The sequence below is a fragment of the Exiguobacterium sp. R-17 genome (assembly GCF_049913315.1).
In the GTDB taxonomy this organism is placed as follows: domain Bacteria; phylum Bacillota; class Bacilli; order Exiguobacteriales; family Exiguobacteriaceae; genus Exiguobacterium_A.
The window spans coordinates 1960982-1978513 of record NZ_CP184372.1; the positions used below are offsets into that span (position 1 = coordinate 1960982).

Annotated in this window: 17 protein-coding genes; 3 read left to right on the plus strand and 14 right to left on the minus strand. The window is 46.2% G+C overall.

Annotation, left to right across the window (positions count from 1 at the left end):
* Positions 1-24 precede the first annotated feature (24 nt).
* Positions 25-375 (plus strand): YugN family protein, encoded by a 351-nt coding sequence (locus ACN9MT_RS10510; RefSeq protein WP_035406760.1) that lies wholly within the window; start codon positions 25-27, stop codon positions 373-375.
* A 143-nt stretch (positions 376-518) separates the two neighbouring features.
* Here ACN9MT_RS10510 and ACN9MT_RS10515 read toward each other — a convergent pair whose 3' ends face one another.
* The 9 genes from ACN9MT_RS10515 to cyoE all read right to left on the minus strand — a co-directional run bounded on the left by ACN9MT_RS10515 (position 519) and on the right by cyoE (position 7812).
* Positions 519-776: a hypothetical protein gene (locus tag ACN9MT_RS10515; RefSeq protein WP_035406757.1), complete on the minus strand. Its 258-nt coding sequence runs from the start codon at positions 774-776 to the stop codon at positions 519-521.
* 6 nt (positions 777-782) lie between these two features.
* A complete protein-coding gene (locus tag ACN9MT_RS10520; protein WP_035406755.1) occupies positions 783-1388 on the minus strand; it encodes an SCO family protein in 606 nt (201 codons plus the stop codon).
* Between the two features lie 12 nt (positions 1389-1400).
* Positions 1401-1862: a DUF420 domain-containing protein gene (locus ACN9MT_RS10525; RefSeq protein WP_290751586.1), complete on the minus strand. Its 462-nt coding sequence runs from the start codon at positions 1860-1862 to the stop codon at positions 1401-1403.
* An 18-nt stretch (positions 1863-1880) separates the two neighbouring features.
* A complete protein-coding gene (gene ctaG, locus ACN9MT_RS10530; protein ID WP_035406749.1) occupies positions 1881-2786 on the minus strand; it encodes a cytochrome c oxidase assembly factor CtaG in 906 nt (301 codons plus the stop codon).
* 131 nt (positions 2787-2917) lie between these two features.
* The gene (locus ACN9MT_RS10535; protein ID WP_035406746.1) at positions 2918-3247 is read right to left on the minus strand and encodes a cytochrome C oxidase subunit IV family protein; all 330 of its coding nucleotides are present in this window, start codon (positions 3245-3247) and stop codon (positions 2918-2920) included.
* A gap of 1 nt (position 3248) precedes the next feature.
* Positions 3249-3878, minus strand: coding sequence for a cytochrome c oxidase subunit 3 (locus ACN9MT_RS10540; protein WP_035406743.1), 630 nt, complete (start codon positions 3876-3878; stop codon positions 3249-3251).
* Between the two features lies 1 nt (position 3879).
* Positions 3880-5748 carry a cytochrome c oxidase subunit I gene (ctaD, locus tag ACN9MT_RS10545; protein ID WP_052018991.1) on the minus strand — a complete coding sequence of 623 codons (1869 nt, stop codon included), beginning with the start codon at positions 5746-5748 and terminating at the stop codon, positions 3880-3882.
* 35 nt (positions 5749-5783) lie between these two features.
* Positions 5784-6815 carry a cytochrome c oxidase subunit II gene (gene coxB / locus ACN9MT_RS10550; protein ID WP_081780348.1) on the minus strand — a complete coding sequence of 344 codons (1032 nt, stop codon included), beginning with the start codon at positions 6813-6815 and terminating at the stop codon, positions 5784-5786.
* 64 nt (positions 6816-6879) lie between these two features.
* On the minus strand, positions 6880-7812 hold the full coding sequence (cyoE, locus tag ACN9MT_RS10555; protein WP_035406737.1) for a heme o synthase: 933 nt from the start codon (positions 7810-7812) through the stop codon (positions 6880-6882).
* Between the two features lie 324 nt (positions 7813-8136).
* Here cyoE and ACN9MT_RS10560 point away from each other — a divergent pair, with 324 nt between their 5' ends.
* On the plus strand, positions 8137-9030 hold the full coding sequence (locus ACN9MT_RS10560) for a COX15/CtaA family protein (RefSeq protein ID WP_052018990.1): 894 nt from the start codon (positions 8137-8139) through the stop codon (positions 9028-9030).
* Between the two features lie 48 nt (positions 9031-9078).
* Here ACN9MT_RS10560 and ACN9MT_RS10565 read toward each other — a convergent pair whose 3' ends face one another.
* The 4 genes from ACN9MT_RS10565 to ACN9MT_RS10580 form a co-directional block, all read right to left on the minus strand.
* Entirely contained in the window at positions 9079-10434 is a 1356-nt protein-coding gene (locus ACN9MT_RS10565; RefSeq protein ID WP_329468794.1) for a deoxyribodipyrimidine photo-lyase, read from the minus strand.
* A 75-nt stretch (positions 10435-10509) separates the two neighbouring features.
* Entirely contained in the window at positions 10510-13944 is a 3435-nt protein-coding gene (locus ACN9MT_RS10570) for a pyruvate carboxylase (RefSeq protein ID WP_056062369.1), read from the minus strand.
* A complete protein-coding gene (locus ACN9MT_RS10575; RefSeq protein WP_035406728.1) occupies positions 13937-15208 on the minus strand; it encodes an FtsW/RodA/SpoVE family cell cycle protein in 1272 nt (423 codons plus the stop codon). The genes ACN9MT_RS10570 and ACN9MT_RS10575 overlap by 8 nt, the downstream gene beginning before the upstream one ends.
* 71 nt (positions 15209-15279) lie before the next feature.
* A complete protein-coding gene (locus tag ACN9MT_RS10580) occupies positions 15280-15558 on the minus strand; it encodes a YlaN family protein (protein WP_023468835.1) in 279 nt (92 codons plus the stop codon).
* 123 nt (positions 15559-15681) lie between these two features.
* Here ACN9MT_RS10580 and ACN9MT_RS10585 point away from each other — a divergent pair, with 123 nt between their 5' ends.
* A complete protein-coding gene (locus ACN9MT_RS10585; RefSeq protein ID WP_056062372.1) occupies positions 15682-16143 on the plus strand; it encodes a hypothetical protein in 462 nt (153 codons plus the stop codon).
* 38 nt (positions 16144-16181) lie between these two features.
* Here ACN9MT_RS10585 and ACN9MT_RS10590 read toward each other — a convergent pair whose 3' ends face one another.
* On the minus strand, positions 16182-17498 hold the full coding sequence (locus ACN9MT_RS10590) for a PhoH family protein (protein WP_035406722.1): 1317 nt from the start codon (positions 17496-17498) through the stop codon (positions 16182-16184).
* Positions 17499-17532: the final 34 nt, after the last annotated feature.

Genomic DNA, 17532 nt, shown 5'->3' on the forward strand with positions numbered 1-17532 from the left:
ACTGGGGTATAGGGGGATTCAAACATGAAGTTTGAACAATATGGCATCGAAGGCAAGGAACTGAAGTTCGGTCTTCTTGAAACAATTATGGATCATCACCGTTTCGTTCGCGAAGGACAATGGGATTACGAACGTGCGATGTACGACATGAAATACGAAAAACAATCAACAGGCGAAGTATTCTATCTCCGTGTTCCAGTCTATGCGATCCAAGGTGAGATCGAAGACCGTCACGCTGTCGTCCGTATGATGACACCACTTTTAGGGAAACATTACTATCCACACGGCGTCGAGTATGATGAGACGTTCCCACCGGAAATCGTCAAGGACTGCGAACGTCGTTTAGCAGCACTGCTTGAAACACTTGAAAAATAAGCTACACGTAGAGGTTCCAATCGGGACCTCTATTTTTTTCGGTCTTTTTTCCAATAAAAAAGCCGATGACTTCGTACTACTTATGAAGTCATCGGCTCATTACCTATCTGTATAGTGATTGCGCAGCGTTCGTGTGTTTTATCTTAGCGCGTGACGAATTGTACGTAAGATACGACGTCATCGCCGAGTTGAATCTTAAGTTGTTGACGTACATGTTGATAGAGCGCATGCAGTGACGTCGCTGAGACATCCACTTTTACACTAAAAGCAATCTCTTCCCAGTCCATCCGTTTAATCCGATAGTGTCGAACCCCGTAATCTTCGATCGTACAAGCGAGTAACTCCTCGATTGCTTGAACAGAGACGATCACATCTCCTTGCATGTAATCTTCATAAGTCATCTTCCTTCACTCCTTTGCTAGTTGTGTGACTGAAGACATGACTTCTTCCAAGTCGACTGGTTCGTCCGGTGTCTTCGCCATCGAAGAGATTGCCCGAACTTTGTTCTCACGGTCTAAAATAAACATTTGCGTCCCGTGTGTCACTAAGCCGCTTTCTGCTTTTGAATAATAGAAGTTCAACTGACGTGTCAGACGATCGATGACGACTGGGTCTCCTGTCAGTACTCTCCATCCTTCAGCATCTGCTTCGAAGTTGGAAGCATACGTTTTTAAGACTTTCGGTGTATCGACTTTCGGATCGACTGTCACTGCAACGAGCTCGACGTCACTTCCATATAGCTCTTCGCTACGAAGCTTTTTCTCTAGTTTCCGATAATCATTTAGCGTCAACGGACAAATATCAGGACAGTTCGAATAGAAGAATGTCAATACCTTGACCTTTCCATCTTCCGAGTTAAACGACTTACCGTTCACGGCGTTCGTTAATTCAAATGGTGTCGGCTCAGCGATAACAGGCAATTTTTCTTTCATGAAGAAATAATAATATCCCCCGGCTGCCGCAACTAAGATGAGGACAACGGCAGCAACCGTCAAGTAACTATTTTTTTTCAAGTTGGCTCCCCCTTAATGACTCCAGATCGCCCGGAATACGTTCGTCGTCTCACCAGGATCGTAGACGACATATAATAGACAATAGACAATGACGCCGGTGATTGCCGTCAAAAACCAAATGATCGAAGCAACTGGTCCGATTTTACGATGACGCGCAAAGTTCTTCTTATAGGCATGATAGAGCGCCATCAATCCAAGCACCCCACCGGATGTCGCAAGTAGGATGTGGAAAATCAAGAATCCTGTGTAATATGGCTTGACGGATGCAGGACCACCAAAAGCGGTATTACCAAGTAGAATCGTCCGTAAGGCGTACATAATGAAAAACAGTAAAGCGAGTGCAGCAGCGATTGTCATCACGGTTTGGTGAGCTTTCATGTTGCGACGTGTCTGAGCAATCAAGAACCAGCCAATCGCTACGAAAATCGCACTGATGACAATCAGCGATACACAAATCAACGGCAAATAACTCATGTTCCAACTTCCTCCAATTTAATCCGCTTTTGGTGTGAAGGACATGCCTTCATCTACGGCAGTACTTTTCGAACGGCGTACCCATGTAAAGAAGGTCAATCCGAAGAATAGACCGTATACGAGTTCTTGACCGAGCTTCATCAGGACACCACCGAAGCGTTGATCCTCTAGTAAGTCATCAGTCGTTCCAAGCAATCGTTCCAGATTCAACCCGCTCAAATCATTGTTCGGCATACAGTAAGCGAGTACTTTCGCGAACGTCGCTGGATCCTGATACGCTTGATACTGGAAACTTTGACTAAAGATCATGAACGCACAAGCAGGTGTCAATAAGACACCGTTCGCGACGATATAGACCATCTTCTTCAGGTCAGACAAACTATCGTTTTCGTTGACGGGTGCAATGATCGGATACCACATCGTCATGCTCAAGAAAATAAGTGTTCCATGGAACAGACGGTGAACGGTATAGTTCGTCAGGACATAATCAAAAATAAATGGCATATGATAAAACGTAAACAAGGCATTAAAGACGACGAGCGCAATCAACGGCTTGACGAAGAAACGAAGAATCTTCCCAAGATACGGTATATTGAACAAGCGCTTATAAAGCCACTCTGGTAGTGCAATCAACAAGAGCGGCGGTGCGACCATATAGACGAATACCATCTGCAACATATGTGCAGAGAAGGTGATATGCGCTAGCAGGTCTAACGGACTTCCAAAACCGATGTAAAAAACGACCAATGCCGCGAGCATCGAAAATTTTTGTCCGAGCGTTGTTTCCGGCTCGTCCGGACGACGCAGCTTTTCTGTCACGACAGCATATAGGATATACAATCCAACGAGTATCAACGCATAATATGGACTCCATAAGACAGTCCATTCGAATTGCGAAAGTGCTCCCCTTAAATTGCCTAACATATTTCTTCACCCCGTTCCTTTCTCTTACAAACTAAGATTACCGTTCCCCTATTTCATTGTAAAGGTTTCTCATAAAACGATTCCAAAATAAAAGACCATCCTGCTAAACGTTAGCAGAATGGTCACATTTCTTACCAGATTAACAGACGGAGCGTTGCGACGATCGTCAAGGCGACGAATATACCGAGACCCATCATAACTTTGATCCATGTGTTGCCTTTATTGTTCATGTGCATGAACATATAAAGCTGGAGATAAACTTGAACGATTGCCATGATGATCAAGAATCCACCAGCTGCCCAGTGAGGCATGAGATCTGCCATGACTGCACCGAAAGCGATGAGCGTCAAGAAAATCATGAGTGCGAAACTGATGAGTTGCAGTTGAGTCTCACGACCACGTTCTGCTTTCATTTCGAGTTCGACTTGATTGCGTGTTAATTGCGGTTCGTGTTTTTCCATCTTATTTCACCATCCCCATGAGGTAGACGACTGAGAAGATAAAGACCCAGACGACGTCAATGAAGTGCCAGTAAAGACTTGAAACATAATACTTCGGCGCGTTCACGACTGTAATGCCACGATTCCAGTTCCGGATCAACAATGTCGAGATCCAAAGAAGACCAAATAAGACGTGTCCACCGTGGAACCCAACGAGTGTATAGAAGGCAGAACCAAATGCACTCGACGTAAACGTATGACCGATGTGGTAGTAGTGATTGAACTCATAGATCTCACCACTTAAGAATCCAAGACCGAGAAGCAATGTGATGATGAGCCAAAGCTTCATCTTTTTCACATCGTTACGTTTCATTGCCATCATTGCAAGAACGCTTGTCAACGAACTTGTCAAGAGGAGCATCGTCATGATGAAGACGAGACCCATTTCGAAGATGTCATAACTGCGTAGACCTTCTTTAGCACCGGAGTTATGAAGTCCGATGTATGTTCCGAAGAGAGAGGCGAACAAAGTCGTCTCTCCTCCAAGGAAGAACCAGAAGGCTACATATTTATTCTTACCCTCAAGTGTTGCTTTTTCAACATGATCCGGAATACCCGTGATCGGGTTGTTTGGTACTGAATGATGACCCATCTTACTTCGCCTCCTTTTCTGCTTCAAGGCGTAGATCTTCTTCGACGACTGATTTCGGGATGTAGTATCCTTCATCGTCGATCCAAGAACGGAAGAACATCGCGATGAATGTCATCGCAAGACCGATCAAGGCAATGACCAGACCGACAGTACCGTAATCTAGGCGAAGAATGAATCCAAGACCTGCAAGGAACAGACCGACTGACATAACGAACGGCAAGATCGAGTTGTTCGGCATGTGGATATCACCGACTTCTTCCGAAACAGAGACTGTTTTGTTACCTGCCATTTTTTCGAGCCAGTACGTATCTAAACCTTTGACGAGTGGAATTTGTGCGAAGTTGTATTCTGGAGTTGGAACAGGAAGTGTCCACTCAAGCGTACGTCCATCGCCCCATACGTCGCGTTTTACATATTCTTTTGACATCAATGCGGCAACGATCGAGATGACGAGAATGATCGTCGACACACCCATGAAGGCTGCACCGATTGAAGAAAGTAAGTTCATTGTTTCCCAGCCTTGGTTTGGCAAGTACGTGAAGACACGACGTGGCATACCTGTAAGACCAAGAATATGTTGTGGGAAGAATGTCAAATGGAAGCCGATGAAGAACAACCAGAATTGAATTTTACCCCAGAACTCGTTGAGTTGTTTCCCGAACATGAGTGGGAACCAGTAGTAAAGACCTGCGAAGAGACCAAAGACGACCCCACCAACGATAACGTAGTGGAAGTGGGCAACGACGAAATAACTGTCGTGGTACTGATAATCGGCAGGTGCTACTGAAAGCATGACCCCTGTCATACCACCAACAAGGAATGATGGAATGAAGGCGACCGAATAAAGCATCGCGACTGGGAACGTCAACTTCCCGCCCCATAGCGTAAAGAGCCAGTTGAAGATCTTGACCCCTGTCGGTACAGCGATCGCCATCGTCGCTACTGCGAAGATCGCGTTCGCAACCGGACCGAGACCGACTGTGAACATGTGGTGAACCCATACCATGAATCCGAGGAAACCGATCAACATCGTCGCAAAGACCATCGTCGTGTATCCGAAGAGACGTTTACGAGCAAACGTAGGGATGATTTCAGAGAAGATACCGAATGCCGGTAAAATCAAGATGTAAACTTCCGGGTGACCGAAGATCCAGAAGAGGTGTTCCCAGATGACGATGTTCCCGCCCGCTGCCGGGTCAAAGAAATGCGCTCCGAAGAGTCGCTCGAACGTCAAGAGGAACAATCCAACCGTAAGTGGTGGGAATGCGAAAACGATCAAGGCAGAAGCAACGAATGCTGTCCATGTGAAGAGCGGCATCCGCATCAGTTTCATACCTGGTGCACGCATGTTCAAAATCGTAACGAGGAAGTTGATCCCCCCCATGAGTGTACCGAAACCAGAAATCTGTAACCCGAGTGAGTAGAAGTCAACACCAAGCGACTCTGGTACTGTCGAGAGTGGTGCGTAAGCTGTCCAACCTGCGTTTGGCGCAGCGCCGAAGAACCATGAAAGGTTCAGTAAGACTCCACCAAAGAAGAACAACCAAAAACCAAGTGCATTTAAGAATGGGAACGCAACATCGCGTGCTCCGATTTGAAGCGGTACTGCTGCGTTCATGTAACCGATCAACATCGGCATCGCTGCCAAGAAGATCATCGTCGTACCGTGCATCGTGATCAATTGGTTAAAAAGTTCACCGCTGACGAAATCGTTCATCGGTTTAATCAATTGAAAACGAATCATTAGGGCTTCTACGCCACCAACTAGAAGGAAGAACAATCCAGAGATGATGTAGAGAATCCCGATTTTCTTATGGTCGACTGTCGTTAGCCAGTCCATGATGCCGCTTTTTTTCTGCGGCATACCCATAGTATGTGTCCCCACTATGATTCCCCCTTAAAAAATTATTGGAGCTTTTTGTCCAATAGATAATCTGCCAATTCGCTCAATTCTTCATCGCTGATCTTATCTTCAGAGAATCCAGGCATTTTTGTACCTTGTTTCTCTTTTTGTGGATCGCGAATCCATTTTTCGAGGTTTTCTTTATCATGCTTGAGGTAACCCGCGATACGCTGACGATCACCGAAGTTCGTCAAGCTAGGTGCGACTTTCCCGCCGCCATGACAGCTGAGACAGTTCTGGGCGTAGACTTGCTCACCAGTCGTCCAGTTCTTTTCATTCTTTTTATCAAGCTGTTTTGTTTCTGCTTCTTTTGCAGATTTCATGTCTTTCAACCATTTGTCGTAGTCATCCTGCTCCATCGCAACGACTTTAAAGTCCATCAATGCGTGAGAAGGACCACACAACTCGGCACATTTACCGTAGTACGTGCCTGCTTCTTTTGCTTGTAACCACATTTCGTTATCAAGACCTGGGTTTGTATCTGTCTTACCAGAAAGAGCCGGTACCCAGAATGAGTGAATGACGTCTTTAGACGTCAAGTTAACCGCAACACGTTTACCGACTGGGATGACAAGTTCTTGTCCTGTCGAAACACCTTTGTCTGGATATTCGAATTCCCACCAGTAAAGGTTCGCTGTAACGTTGATTTGTTCGTTTTTCTTCGCTTCTTTTGCATCCGCAAGTTCAACCGTTGTTTTGATCGTCGGAATTGCAAGAACGATCAAGAGAAGGATCGGAATAACTGTCCAGATGATTTCAAGCGTGTGGTTCCCTTCGACTTGCTTCGGAACCGTGTTATCACCTGATTTACGACGGAATTTCATAAGTACGTAAATATAAATGACGGCTACGATCGCAAGGACGAACAACATGACCCACAAGCTAAGCTTGATGATCTCAAGTTGCATTTCAGCGCCTTCTCCGCGAGGCTGTAGCGCAGACAATTCCGGAATTCCACAACCTGATAACATGAGTGCCATCAAGCCGATTGGAAGAAGCCGGAAGAGCATTTTTACTGATTTTTTCACAACCATCCCCACTTTCTTTGTCCCCAATTTTGTCTTTCGTAATGGTGTACGTGAATTATGTCAAATCGTTTTAGAAAGAAACGAGTACGACCGTCACGATCCAAGCCGTGAAATAAAACAGTGAGAAGAAGAACATCTTCGACGCCCATTTGATTTCGGCTTGTTCATCTTGGATCTTCAGACCTTTCAGTCCCATATAGAGCCAATATCCACCGAGCAATGCCATGACGATCATGTAGATGATGCCATAGTGTGCTAAGAGGAGTGATGATGGAATAAGTACTGCAATCCACCATACAATTTGTCGTTTCGTGATCGCGAATCCGTTTACGACAGGTAACATCGGGATACCTGCTGCCCGATACTCCTCTGTCCGTCGCATCGCGAGTGCGAGGAAATGTGGTGGTTGCCACACGAACATGATGAGGAATAAAATCCACGCATCAATGTGAAGCGTCGGAGTGACTGCCGCAAATCCAATGATTGGTGGCACAGCTCCTGATATACCACCTACGACTGTATTGATCGTGTGTGTTCGCTTTAACCACATCGTATAAATCACGACGTAAACGAATGATCCGATCAATCCGAACACTGCCGCCACATGGTTGACGATCAACAACAATACCGTACCGGTCGCAAGAATCCCGAGTCCTAGCGCGAGTATTCGCTGTCCATCCATCTTCCCAGTAACGCTTGGTCTTCCCATCGTCCGTTCCATCTTATAATCGATGTCCCGGTCAATGTAGTTATTGAGGTAGCAACTTCCGGCAATGACTAATCCACTCCCGAGAAGCGTCCACAGTAACATCCACTTGGTTTGCCATAGATACAATAGGACATCATCCGTTATGTACGATGCCGCTACGACATACCCTGCGAAGACCGTAATCAGATTGGCACGGACGATCCCCATTTTTGCTAGGGTGATATAGTCCTTGAATGTGGGCTGATCCGCCTGCTCGATTGCCATATCCAGTGCCTCTCCAGTAACTTTCGCCATGCTGTTCCCTCCTTTTCACCATCTGCTTCCGTGTAGCACCTAGGCTTCACGTAATTTCTTCACAGAAATAACACAGACATGCCACGAAACGTCCTTTTCTCTATAAAAGATACCACATATTTAGGACCGTGACGTATGAAAATACTTTCGACATAATGAACAAAATGTGAAATCTATGTGATTTTCATCACAGTTCACCATATTTACCTAATACTAGAATAGCGTTGTTCTAAAAGATTGCAAGCGTTTCGAGACTTTTTATGCGATACTAGTCCTATGGAAATCCATGTATTTCGTATTTTTTAGAAAGGTGGTGTCCAAATCTTGAATCGAAAGCTTTCGATGTTTTCAGCCTTCGTCACGTTTACGATGATGATCGTCTTGCTGATGGGTGGGACAGTCACAAAAACGGACTCGGGAGATGGCTGCGGAACAGATTGGCCACTCTGTCATGGGGAACTCATCCCGACAAACCCAAGTGTTGAAACGATGATTGAATATAGTCACCGCGCTGTGACCGGAGTCGTTGGACTCCTAATCATCGCCTTATGTCTCTGGACGCTCGTTGCCTTTAAGGATCGATTAGATACGAAGATTTTTGCATTTCTTGCCTTCATCTTCATGTTGATTCAATCCATCGTCGGAGCAGGAGCTGTCGTTTGGCAACAATCAGATCTCGTCATGGCGTTACATTTTGGTATCTCCTTGATTTCCTTTGCTGCCTTATTGATTTTAACGATATTGATCATGGAGCGTCCTGGTCAGGAATTCAGGGAATCTGTCCCAGCATTCTTGCGGAAGCTCTTGTACGGTCTGCTCGTCTACACGCTGATCGTCGTCTATACTGGTGCTTACGTTCGCCATGTTGGCGCTACATATGCGTGTGTGGGTTGGCCCGTTTGTTCCCAACCGTCGATGACGTTCGAAGCCTGGGTCCAAATGATTCACCGAATCATGGCTGGGCTATTATTCCTCTATACGTTGTTCGTTCATATTACAGCCATTCGCTTAAAACACCGGACGACGACAATCGGCATGGCATTCGCGACGTTCTTCATCTCGTGTCAAGTTGCTACAGGTGCTTGGATCGTTCTCGGTGGACATGCAACATATGTACCGTTACTGCACGCCTTCTTGATTACGTGTTATTTCGGTGTCTTATCCTACTTGACGTATCATGCATTCCGAACACGTAAAGCAAATAGCCGTCTTCAATAAGGTCGTAAAAAAAAGGATGTTCCTCCGCTGAGGAATATCCTTTTTTCATTATTTGAATCGAGCGATTGCACGCTTTCGCGCTTCATCATGTGCAACGATTGGTTCTGGGTATCCAGAGTCTTCTCGTTGTTGCTGCGTCGGTTCATGAATATATTGCTTCGACAGATCTTTGATTTCCGTGACATACTGCCGAATGAACTCTCCGTCCTTATCGAACTTCTTTGATTGTGTCGTCGGATTGAAGACTCGGAAGTACGGTACGGCATCCGTCCCGACCGATGCCGCCCATTGCCAACCACCGATGTTCGAAGCCGCTTCATAATCGACGAGTTTCTGTTGGAAATAACGTTCCCCTTTTTGCCAATCGATCAATAGATCTTTTGTCAGGAACGACGCGACGATCATCCGCAGACGATTATGCATCCAACCGGTTTGGTTCAATTGACGCATCGCTGCATCGACGATCGGATAGCCGGTTTTCCCTTCACACCAAGCCTTGAATCCGTCCTCGTTTTCTTCCCAATCGATTTCTCGGTACTGGGTGTTGACCGCTTGTCGTTTCGATTCCGGGAAGTGCATTAAAATCATGTAATAGAACTCACGCCAGATGAGTTCGGTGATGAACGTCTGCTTCCCTTTCGACTCTTTTGCATCTTGAATAGCTGCATAGACCGTTCGAATCCCGATCTCACCGGTCCGTAGATAACGTGAGAGTAAACTCGTACCGTCCATCGCTGGAAGATCACGATTCTCTTCGTAGTTTTCAAGCGATTGCTCGATGAATTTCTTTAAGCGTTGTTTCGCTTGCTTCTCACCCGGATGAAATGCCGCATCAGACTGTGCCTTTTTAAAATAGGCATCAATGAAACTATTAGTGTGCTGGCGCTTATGATAATGATCCCGTAGCGTTTGCCACTTCACATCATAGGGTGTTGGAATTTCTTTTTTCATGAATGCATTCTTATATGGCGTGAATACTTTATAGAACTTTCCATCCTGCTTTTTAATGTCATGTGGATGGAGCAGATGCCGGTCTAACAAGCGCTCCGTTTGTCGTTCCTTACGTTTTTTGATGATTCCCTCATCCCGCGCCTTGAATGGTTCGACATATTCCGCGTTGAATAACAGAACGTCCGCATCATTGGTTGCATCTAAGAAAGCTTGTTCATCGCCTTCGATGAAGCGAATCGGCATCTCTTTTTCTTTACAATCATCTGAAAACAATTCGAGCGCTTGAAAGAAATATTGTTGCCGCGCTTCATATTCTCCAATGTAATCTGGATTGAGCCAAAAGACGAACTCGACTGTCGCTTTTGGATTTTCCTTCAGTAATTCAATCGCACGTGCCAACATGTGGTTGTCTTGTAATCGAAAATCGCTTCGAATCCAACAAATAATGTTCAACCGTATCCTCTCCCATTACATATTGAATGAAAAACAGGCAGCCCGCCGAGCGTGCGCCTGTTTTTCATTGTGACCTTATACGAATTCAATCAATAAGTCTTGACTCGCAATAGCTTCGCCTTCTTTAACATGGACGGCTTTGATCTCACCGTCTTCTGGTGCTTGGATCGTCGTTTCCATCTTCATCGCTTCCGTAACGAGAAGTTGTTCTCCTTTACGGACACGAGTGCCTGTCTCAACGAGTACCTTCAGCACACTACCCGGCATCGACGCACCGATCTGTTTTGCGTTACTTCGATCTGCTTTTGGACGGCTTGATGAACTTTCCTTAATACTGATGTCCTTGACTTCGACTTCACGAGGAACACCATTCATCTCATAATAGATTGTCCGCATCCCGTGATCGTCTGGCTGGCCGATTTGAATCAACTTGAGATATAGTGTCTTCCCTCGTTCAATTTCGACCTCGATCGTTTCGCCTAGGCGCATACCGTGGAAGAATGTATTCGTATCAAGAACCGAGATATCGCCATATCGCGCGACATACGAACTGTAGTCCATGAAGACTTTTGGATAGAGCGCGTAAGCGAGAGCATCAAATTCAGTGACTGGTCGTTCAAGTTTCTCAAACAACTCATTTTTTATTGCATCAAAGTTGAGTGGTTGCATCATCTTACCAGGACGTTCCGTCAACGGAGCAGCTCCCTTCAAGATGGCACGTTGTACTTCTTGCGGGAAACCGTCCGGCGGAGTTCCGAGTTCGCCCTTCATCAGTTCAACGACTGAATCCGGGAAATCAAGTCCACTTGCTCGGTGCAGTACGTCTTCTTCCGTCAGATGATGTTGGACCATGAAGAGCGCCATGTCTCCAACGACTTTCGACGACGGTGTGACTTTAACGATATCGCCAAACAACATGTTGACACGCGCATACATTTCTTTGACTTCAGACCAACGATCCGCAAGCCCGACCGCTTTTGCTTGTTGCTGTAAGTTCGAATATTGCCCACCCGGCATCTCATGATCGTAGACGGTTGGATTTGGTGCGATCATATCAAGTTCGAATGCTTGATACAAATGACGCACGTCCTGCCAATAGTCCGAAATCTGTTCGAACTTCTGTGCTGAGACGAGTGGTTGACGTGGATGACCACTTAGGGCATGAATCAAGCTACCACCCGCTGGCTGACTCGTCAGTCCTGACATACTTGATGCCGCGACGTCAACGACGTCGACCCCGGCATCGATCGCACGCGCATACGTATAAATCCCGTTTCCACTCGCATCATGGGTGTGAAGATGGATTGGTAACGATACTGCATCTTTAAGTGCCGATACAAGCGCATAGGCTGCTTCCGGTTTCAAGAGACCCGCCATATCCTTGATGGCAATGATGTGAGCACCGCTCTCTTCCAGTTGTTTCGCCAGATTGACGTAATACGGCAGATGATATTTCGGACGATTCGCATCGAACAGATCCCCTGTGTAACAGACAGCTGCTTCCGCGATTTTACCTGTTGGCAAGACCGCATCGATGGCGAGTTGAATTGATTCCGGGTTGTTCAAGCTGTCGAAAATCCGGAAGACATCGACTCCCGCTTGCGCCGCTTCCTTGACGAAGGTATGGATGACATTGTCTGGATAGTTCTTGTAACCAACGCCGTTCGCACCGCGAAGTAACATCTGAATCAGGACGTTCGGCATCTTTTCACGCAATTTCATCAGACGAACCCATGGATCCTCTGATAAGAATCGATACGCGACATCAAACGTTGCCCCTCCCCATGCCTCGACTGAGAACAATTCAGGAAGCAGTTTCGCTTCCGCCTCTGCGATCGCAACGAGATCCTTCGTCCGCATTCGTGTCGCAAGTAACGATTGATGAGCGTCACGGAATGTCGTATCCGTTAACAAAACGTTGTCTTGTGCTTTCAACCATTTCGCGACAGCTTCCGGTCCTTCTGCATCAAGGATCGCTTTTGCGCCTGGCGTGTAGTCTGCCGGAAGATTTTTTGGAATTCGGACGTCACGCGCAAGTGGCTTGTCCAGTTTTCCGATTCCCGGGAATCCATTGACGGAAACCTCTCCGATGTACGTCAACAGCTTCGTTCCCCGGTCTTGACGTTTTGGGAAGATGAATAATTCTTGTGTATCATCGATAAACGATGTATTGTAATCGCCGCTGACGAACGCGTGGTGTTTCAAGACATTGCTCAAGAATGGGATGTTCGTCTTAATACCACGAATCCGGAATTCACTTAAGTTTCGACGCATTTTCGCGACCGCTTGGTCATACGTCAAACCGTGCGTCGAGATTTTAACGAGCAACGAGTCATAATACGGTGAAATTTCTGCTCCGACATAGGCATTCCCACCATCGAGACGTACACCAAAGCCGCCTGGTGAACGATACGCTTTAATCTTACCTGTATCCGGCAAGAAGCCGTTCTCTGGGTCCTCTGAAGTAATTCGGCTCTGGATCGCAAAACCAAGCATCTTAATCTCTTCTTGTTGTGGAATGCCGACAAGGTCGCTATGTAACGATTCGCCTTCAGCAACACGGATTTGAGTCTGAACGATGTCAACGCCTGTGATCATCTCCGTAATCGTATGCTCGACTTGTACACGTGGGTTGACTTCGATGAAATAGAACGATTCATCTTGTGTGACGAGAAATTCGACCGTACCCGCATTTTCGTATCCGACATGTTTCATCAACGTGACAGCCGCGTCACAGATCTTTTTACGCCCTTCTTCTGAAAGCGTGACACATGGCGCCACTTCGACGACTTTTTGGTGACGTCGTTGTACGGAACAGTCTCGTTCAAACAAATGAATGATGTTTCCATGTGCATCCCCTATGATTTGGACTTCAATATGTTTTGGTCGTTCGATTAATTTTTCAACGTAAATTTCATCCGAACCGAATGCTTTTAAAGCTTCAGATTTCGCTCGTTCAATCATGTCTGGAAGCTCTTCTTCTGTCCGGACGACACGCATACCACGTCCACCACCACCAAGCGATGCTTTGACCATGAGTGGATAGCCTGCTTCTTTTGCGAACGCATACGCTTCATCAATTGATGAGATCGGACCATCTGTTCCTGGAATGACAGGAAGACCCGCTTCAATTGCAGTCGTCCGTGCCCGTACCTTATCTCCGAACTTATACAGGTGATCTTCTTGCGGCCCGATGAAGATGATTCCTTCTTCGCGGCAACGTTTGGCTAGCTCAATATTCTCAGAGAGGAATCCATAACCAGGATGGATCGCATCACATTCGGCTTTTTTCGCTGTTGCGATGATATCTTCAATGTCGAGGTAGGCTTCGATCGGTTTTTTTCCTTCTCCGATCCGGTACGCTTCATCGGCTTTATAACGATGAAGAGAACCCATGTCCTCTCGTGAATAAATAGCAACGGTACGAATACCGAGTTCTGTCGCTGCACGGAAAACGCGAATCGCGATCTCCCCGCGGTTTGCTACGAGAATCTTCTGGATTTTAGTCAACTGATGCTCCCCCTTTAGTTAATGAGCTCGTGGCACTCATCGAACGTGCAGTTTGCACTTCTTTATGATAAGCCACCCGATATTTGTTTTGCATAGAAATGTTTGCCATTACACCAAGCATCGTACTCATGACGAGTAACGATGACCCACCGTAACTGATGAATGGCAAGGTGACACCTGTACCTGGAAACAGACCAGACATGGCTGCAATATTGATACATGTCTGGATGAAAATAATACCGGAAATCCCAAGTGCGAGCATGCTCGAATAAAGTGAGACACACCGGTTAGCGATGATCGCCCCTTGAATCATCAGGTAAAACAATAGACCGAGTACGACAAGGACCCCGATGAAGCCGAGTTCTTCCGAGATGATCGACATGATGTAGTCGGTTTCAGGCTCTGGCAGATAACCATACTTTTGAAAACTATTCCCAAGACCCACTCCGAACAATCCCCCATGGGCAATCGATATGACGGAGTTGATGAGCTGATATCCCTTACCTTCTGCGTCAAGAAAGGGATTCAAACTCGCTTGAATCCGTTGCATCTGATTATCCGAAAAATTGTTCCATGCGTACAAGAAGATGATCGGAACGGTAACGACACATAACATGATGTAACCACTCGGTAATCCTACTGCAAATAAAATCATCGCCGTGATGAGTAACAGAATGAATAATCCGCCGTCATCCGGTTGCATACGAATGATGATCGCGTAAGGTGCAAGTAACACAAGCATTGGAATCAAGATCCAGTCCGAGAAACTAAGTAAAATCCGTTTTCCGGGGGACGTCGCTGGAATTTGACGATGGATGAAGTGATGGACAATCCCAATCACGCCATCCATCTTTCCTTTGTGCTTTTGATCAAAATAACTGGCAAGCCCGACGACGAGCACGAATTTACAAAGCTCGATTGGTTGAATTAAGAAGATACCGAAGTTCAACCAGGCGCGAGCTCCGTTTAGGGGAGCCGAAAATAGTGTTGCCATCAGCATCAACCATGTAATCGCGTACAAGAGTAAACGAATGACTGGTCCACGAAATACTTCATGATTCACTTGCGAAACTAAAAGGAACAGCACGATGGCCATCGCATCGAACATCAACTGCTTCTCAAAGAAGGACGTATTCGCATAATCGCCACCGTTCCAAACGCTGGCACTATAGACCATGACTGTACTGATCGCCATGAGGATGAGCATCGTAAAGAAGAGACCGTAGTCAAAAAATGCTCGTTTTTCTTTAAACTTCGCTAACATATGTACACGTCCTTTTTTTCGTTTTCTAAAAAAAAATACCCAAACGCCGCATTTCACGTTTGAGTAGAAAATCAGCACGTCTCCGCATCATGTAAATCAGATAATTGCTGTTCAAGTGATTCGAGCAACTGTTTCCCTTCACCCGCATCAATCAGTTCAAGACGTACCGCAAAATCAATCTGACGGGACAATCCGAACATTTGTGTATCCAATACTTCCTCGTAAAGAGGACATTGTGGCATCGTTAAATTCGCAAGCTGGACCTCGATCAACCGGCGGATTTTTTGTGCATCCGCTTCTAGTAGCTCAAGAGCGCGCTGGCGATGAACTGTCTCGATTTCAGTTGACAATCCAATCCCTCCTCATCAAATGACGCGTTCCTGTTATAGCTAAACTTTACCTTACTTTCGCCAACAATTCAACGTTTCGGTATAATGGATTTGTTGGACTTACACATTTAGGGGGTATAACAAATGATTTTTCCGATTAACGGTAAAGTACGGCACCAGTTGACGATTGATCCGACAGTTTGGATCTTTGATGAACGAAAGGTTGCGATCGAGAAGATTGGCCAACCAGCAGATACGAGCGAACAAGAGGCGTACTACGCGAAAATGGGGGCAGCGTGGGATAAAGGCATCATGGAAGGCAGTCGTACGGATCATAATCGTCCGATGACACGCGCTGAAAAAGAAGCCGCGCTTCAAGGGTCATTCGCCATGGCGCTCGCACCGTTCATCCGGAATGCTGAACTCTTACCGGAAGCGACCGCTATTCGTTTCGAAGGTGAAGAAACGGTCGAACTTCCACTTGAGCAACTCGACGAAGTATACCTGCAGTTCTCACAAGACGGCAAAGTGTTAGCAGATGGACCCGTTCACCTGTTGCACGGACAACGGATCGTCAAATCTGTTCACACGGTTACCGTCATATAAGGAAAACGTGGTGCGCCTGAATAGACGCACCACGTTTTTTATAATAAATCGGCTGCGAGGCGCGCCAGATTCGAGCGTTCCCCTTTGACGAGTTTGACGTGTCCCGTCATTTTCTCATTTTTAAGGCGTTCTACGGCGTAGGATAAACCGTTCGAATATTCATCTAAATACGGGTGATCGATCTGTTGCGGATCACCCACTAACACGATTTTTGAGTTTTCACCGACACGTGTTAAAATCGTCTTGACTTCGTGTTTCGTCAAATTCTGCGCTTCATCGATGATGATGAATTGCCCCGGCATGCTCCGTCCTCGAATATATGTCAACGCTTCCAGTTGAATCGTCTTCATTCCCGCGAGAATGTTACCAAGTTCGTCTCCTGATCCCGTATTAAAGAGATGTTCGAGATTATCGTAGATCGGTTGCATCCACGGACGAAGCTTTTCCTCCATCTCACCTGGCAAGTAGCCAATATCATTTCCCATCGGCACGACTGGACGAGCAACGACAAGTTTTTTATATTTATGCTCGTCTTCTACTTGCAGGAGCCCCGCAGCGAGTGCAAGTAATGTCTTTCCGGTACCTGCCTTCCCAACGAGTGTAACGAGCGGTACATCGTCTCGAAGTAATAACTCAAACGCCATCCGTTGTTGAACGTTTCGGGGAATAACACCCCAGACTTGATCGACATCGATCGAAAGTGCCCGGATGATCGGCAAATTCTGATCAACGACAGCAATGGCAGAGGCTTTTGACATATTACTTTTTAGAATGATGAATTCATTCGGTTGCACTTTTTCCGGCAATACATCAACTGAAAGTCGTTTATCCTGATAGAAAGCATCGATATATTCCTGATCGACGGTCACTTCGATGAATCCTGTATAAAGACCAGTCAAGTCAGCGATATGATCCGTCATATAGTCCTCAGCGACTAATCCATACGCATCCGCTTTAACGCGGACTAAGATATCTTTTGAGACGAGAATGACATCTCGTGGCGTCGCTTCAGTTTGTTGTTCACGATGAATCGACCATGCGAGCTCGATAATCTTATTATCGTTCGATTCATGGATAAACGGCGAGCCCTCGTAAATGGAGTCACCGATATCGACGCGAAGAATGCCACCGTTACCAAGCGGAACTCCCGCATGAAGCTGACCGGTTTCCCGCAATTGGTCTAAAATGCGAGCTGTTTCTCGGGCGTTGCGCCCCACCTCATCCATGTTGCGTTTTTTTCCATCCAGTTCTTCTAGTACGATCGCTGGTATGACGACATCATGCTCTTGAAACTGAAAGAGAGAAAGTGGATCGTGCAGCATGACATTGGTATCAAGTACGTATATTTTTTTCATTCCATCGTTCGCCCCTTTAGAGTCGAGTTTGTGA

Coding starts and splice junctions, on each gene's coding strand:
- ACN9MT_RS10510 (WP_035406760.1), top strand. CDS start 25: ATGAAGTTTGAACAATATGGCATCGAAGGCAAGGAACTGAAGTTCGGT.
- ACN9MT_RS10515 (WP_035406757.1), bottom strand. CDS start 776: ATGACTTATGAAGATTACATGCAAGGAGATGTGATCGTCTCTGTTCAA.
- ACN9MT_RS10525 (WP_290751586.1), bottom strand. CDS start 1,862: ATGAGTTATTTGCCGTTGATTTGTGTATCGCTGATTGTCATCAGTGCG.
- ctaG (WP_035406749.1), bottom strand. CDS start 2,786: ATGTTAGGCAATTTAAGGGGAGCACTTTCGCAATTCGAATGGACTGTC.
- ACN9MT_RS10535 (WP_035406746.1), bottom strand. CDS start 3,247: ATGGAAAAACACGAACCGCAATTAACACGCAATCAAGTCGAACTCGAA.
- ACN9MT_RS10540 (WP_035406743.1), bottom strand. CDS start 3,878: ATGGGTCATCATTCAGTACCAAACAACCCGATCACGGGTATTCCGGAT.
- ctaD (WP_052018991.1), bottom strand. CDS start 5,748: ATGGGTATGCCGCAGAAAAAAAGCGGCATCATGGACTGGCTAACGACA.
- coxB (WP_081780348.1), bottom strand. CDS start 6,815: ATGGTTGTGAAAAAATCAGTAAAAATGCTCTTCCGGCTTCTTCCAATC.
- cyoE (WP_035406737.1), bottom strand. CDS start 7,812: ATGGCGAAAGTTACTGGAGAGGCACTGGATATGGCAATCGAGCAGGCG.
- ACN9MT_RS10575 (WP_035406728.1), bottom strand. CDS start 15,208: ATGTTAGCGAAGTTTAAAGAAAAACGAGCATTTTTTGACTACGGTCTC.
- ACN9MT_RS10585 (WP_056062372.1), top strand. CDS start 15,682: ATGATTTTTCCGATTAACGGTAAAGTACGGCACCAGTTGACGATTGAT.
- ACN9MT_RS10590 (WP_035406722.1), bottom strand. CDS start 17,498: ATGAAAAAAATATACGTACTTGATACCAATGTCATGCTGCACGATCCA.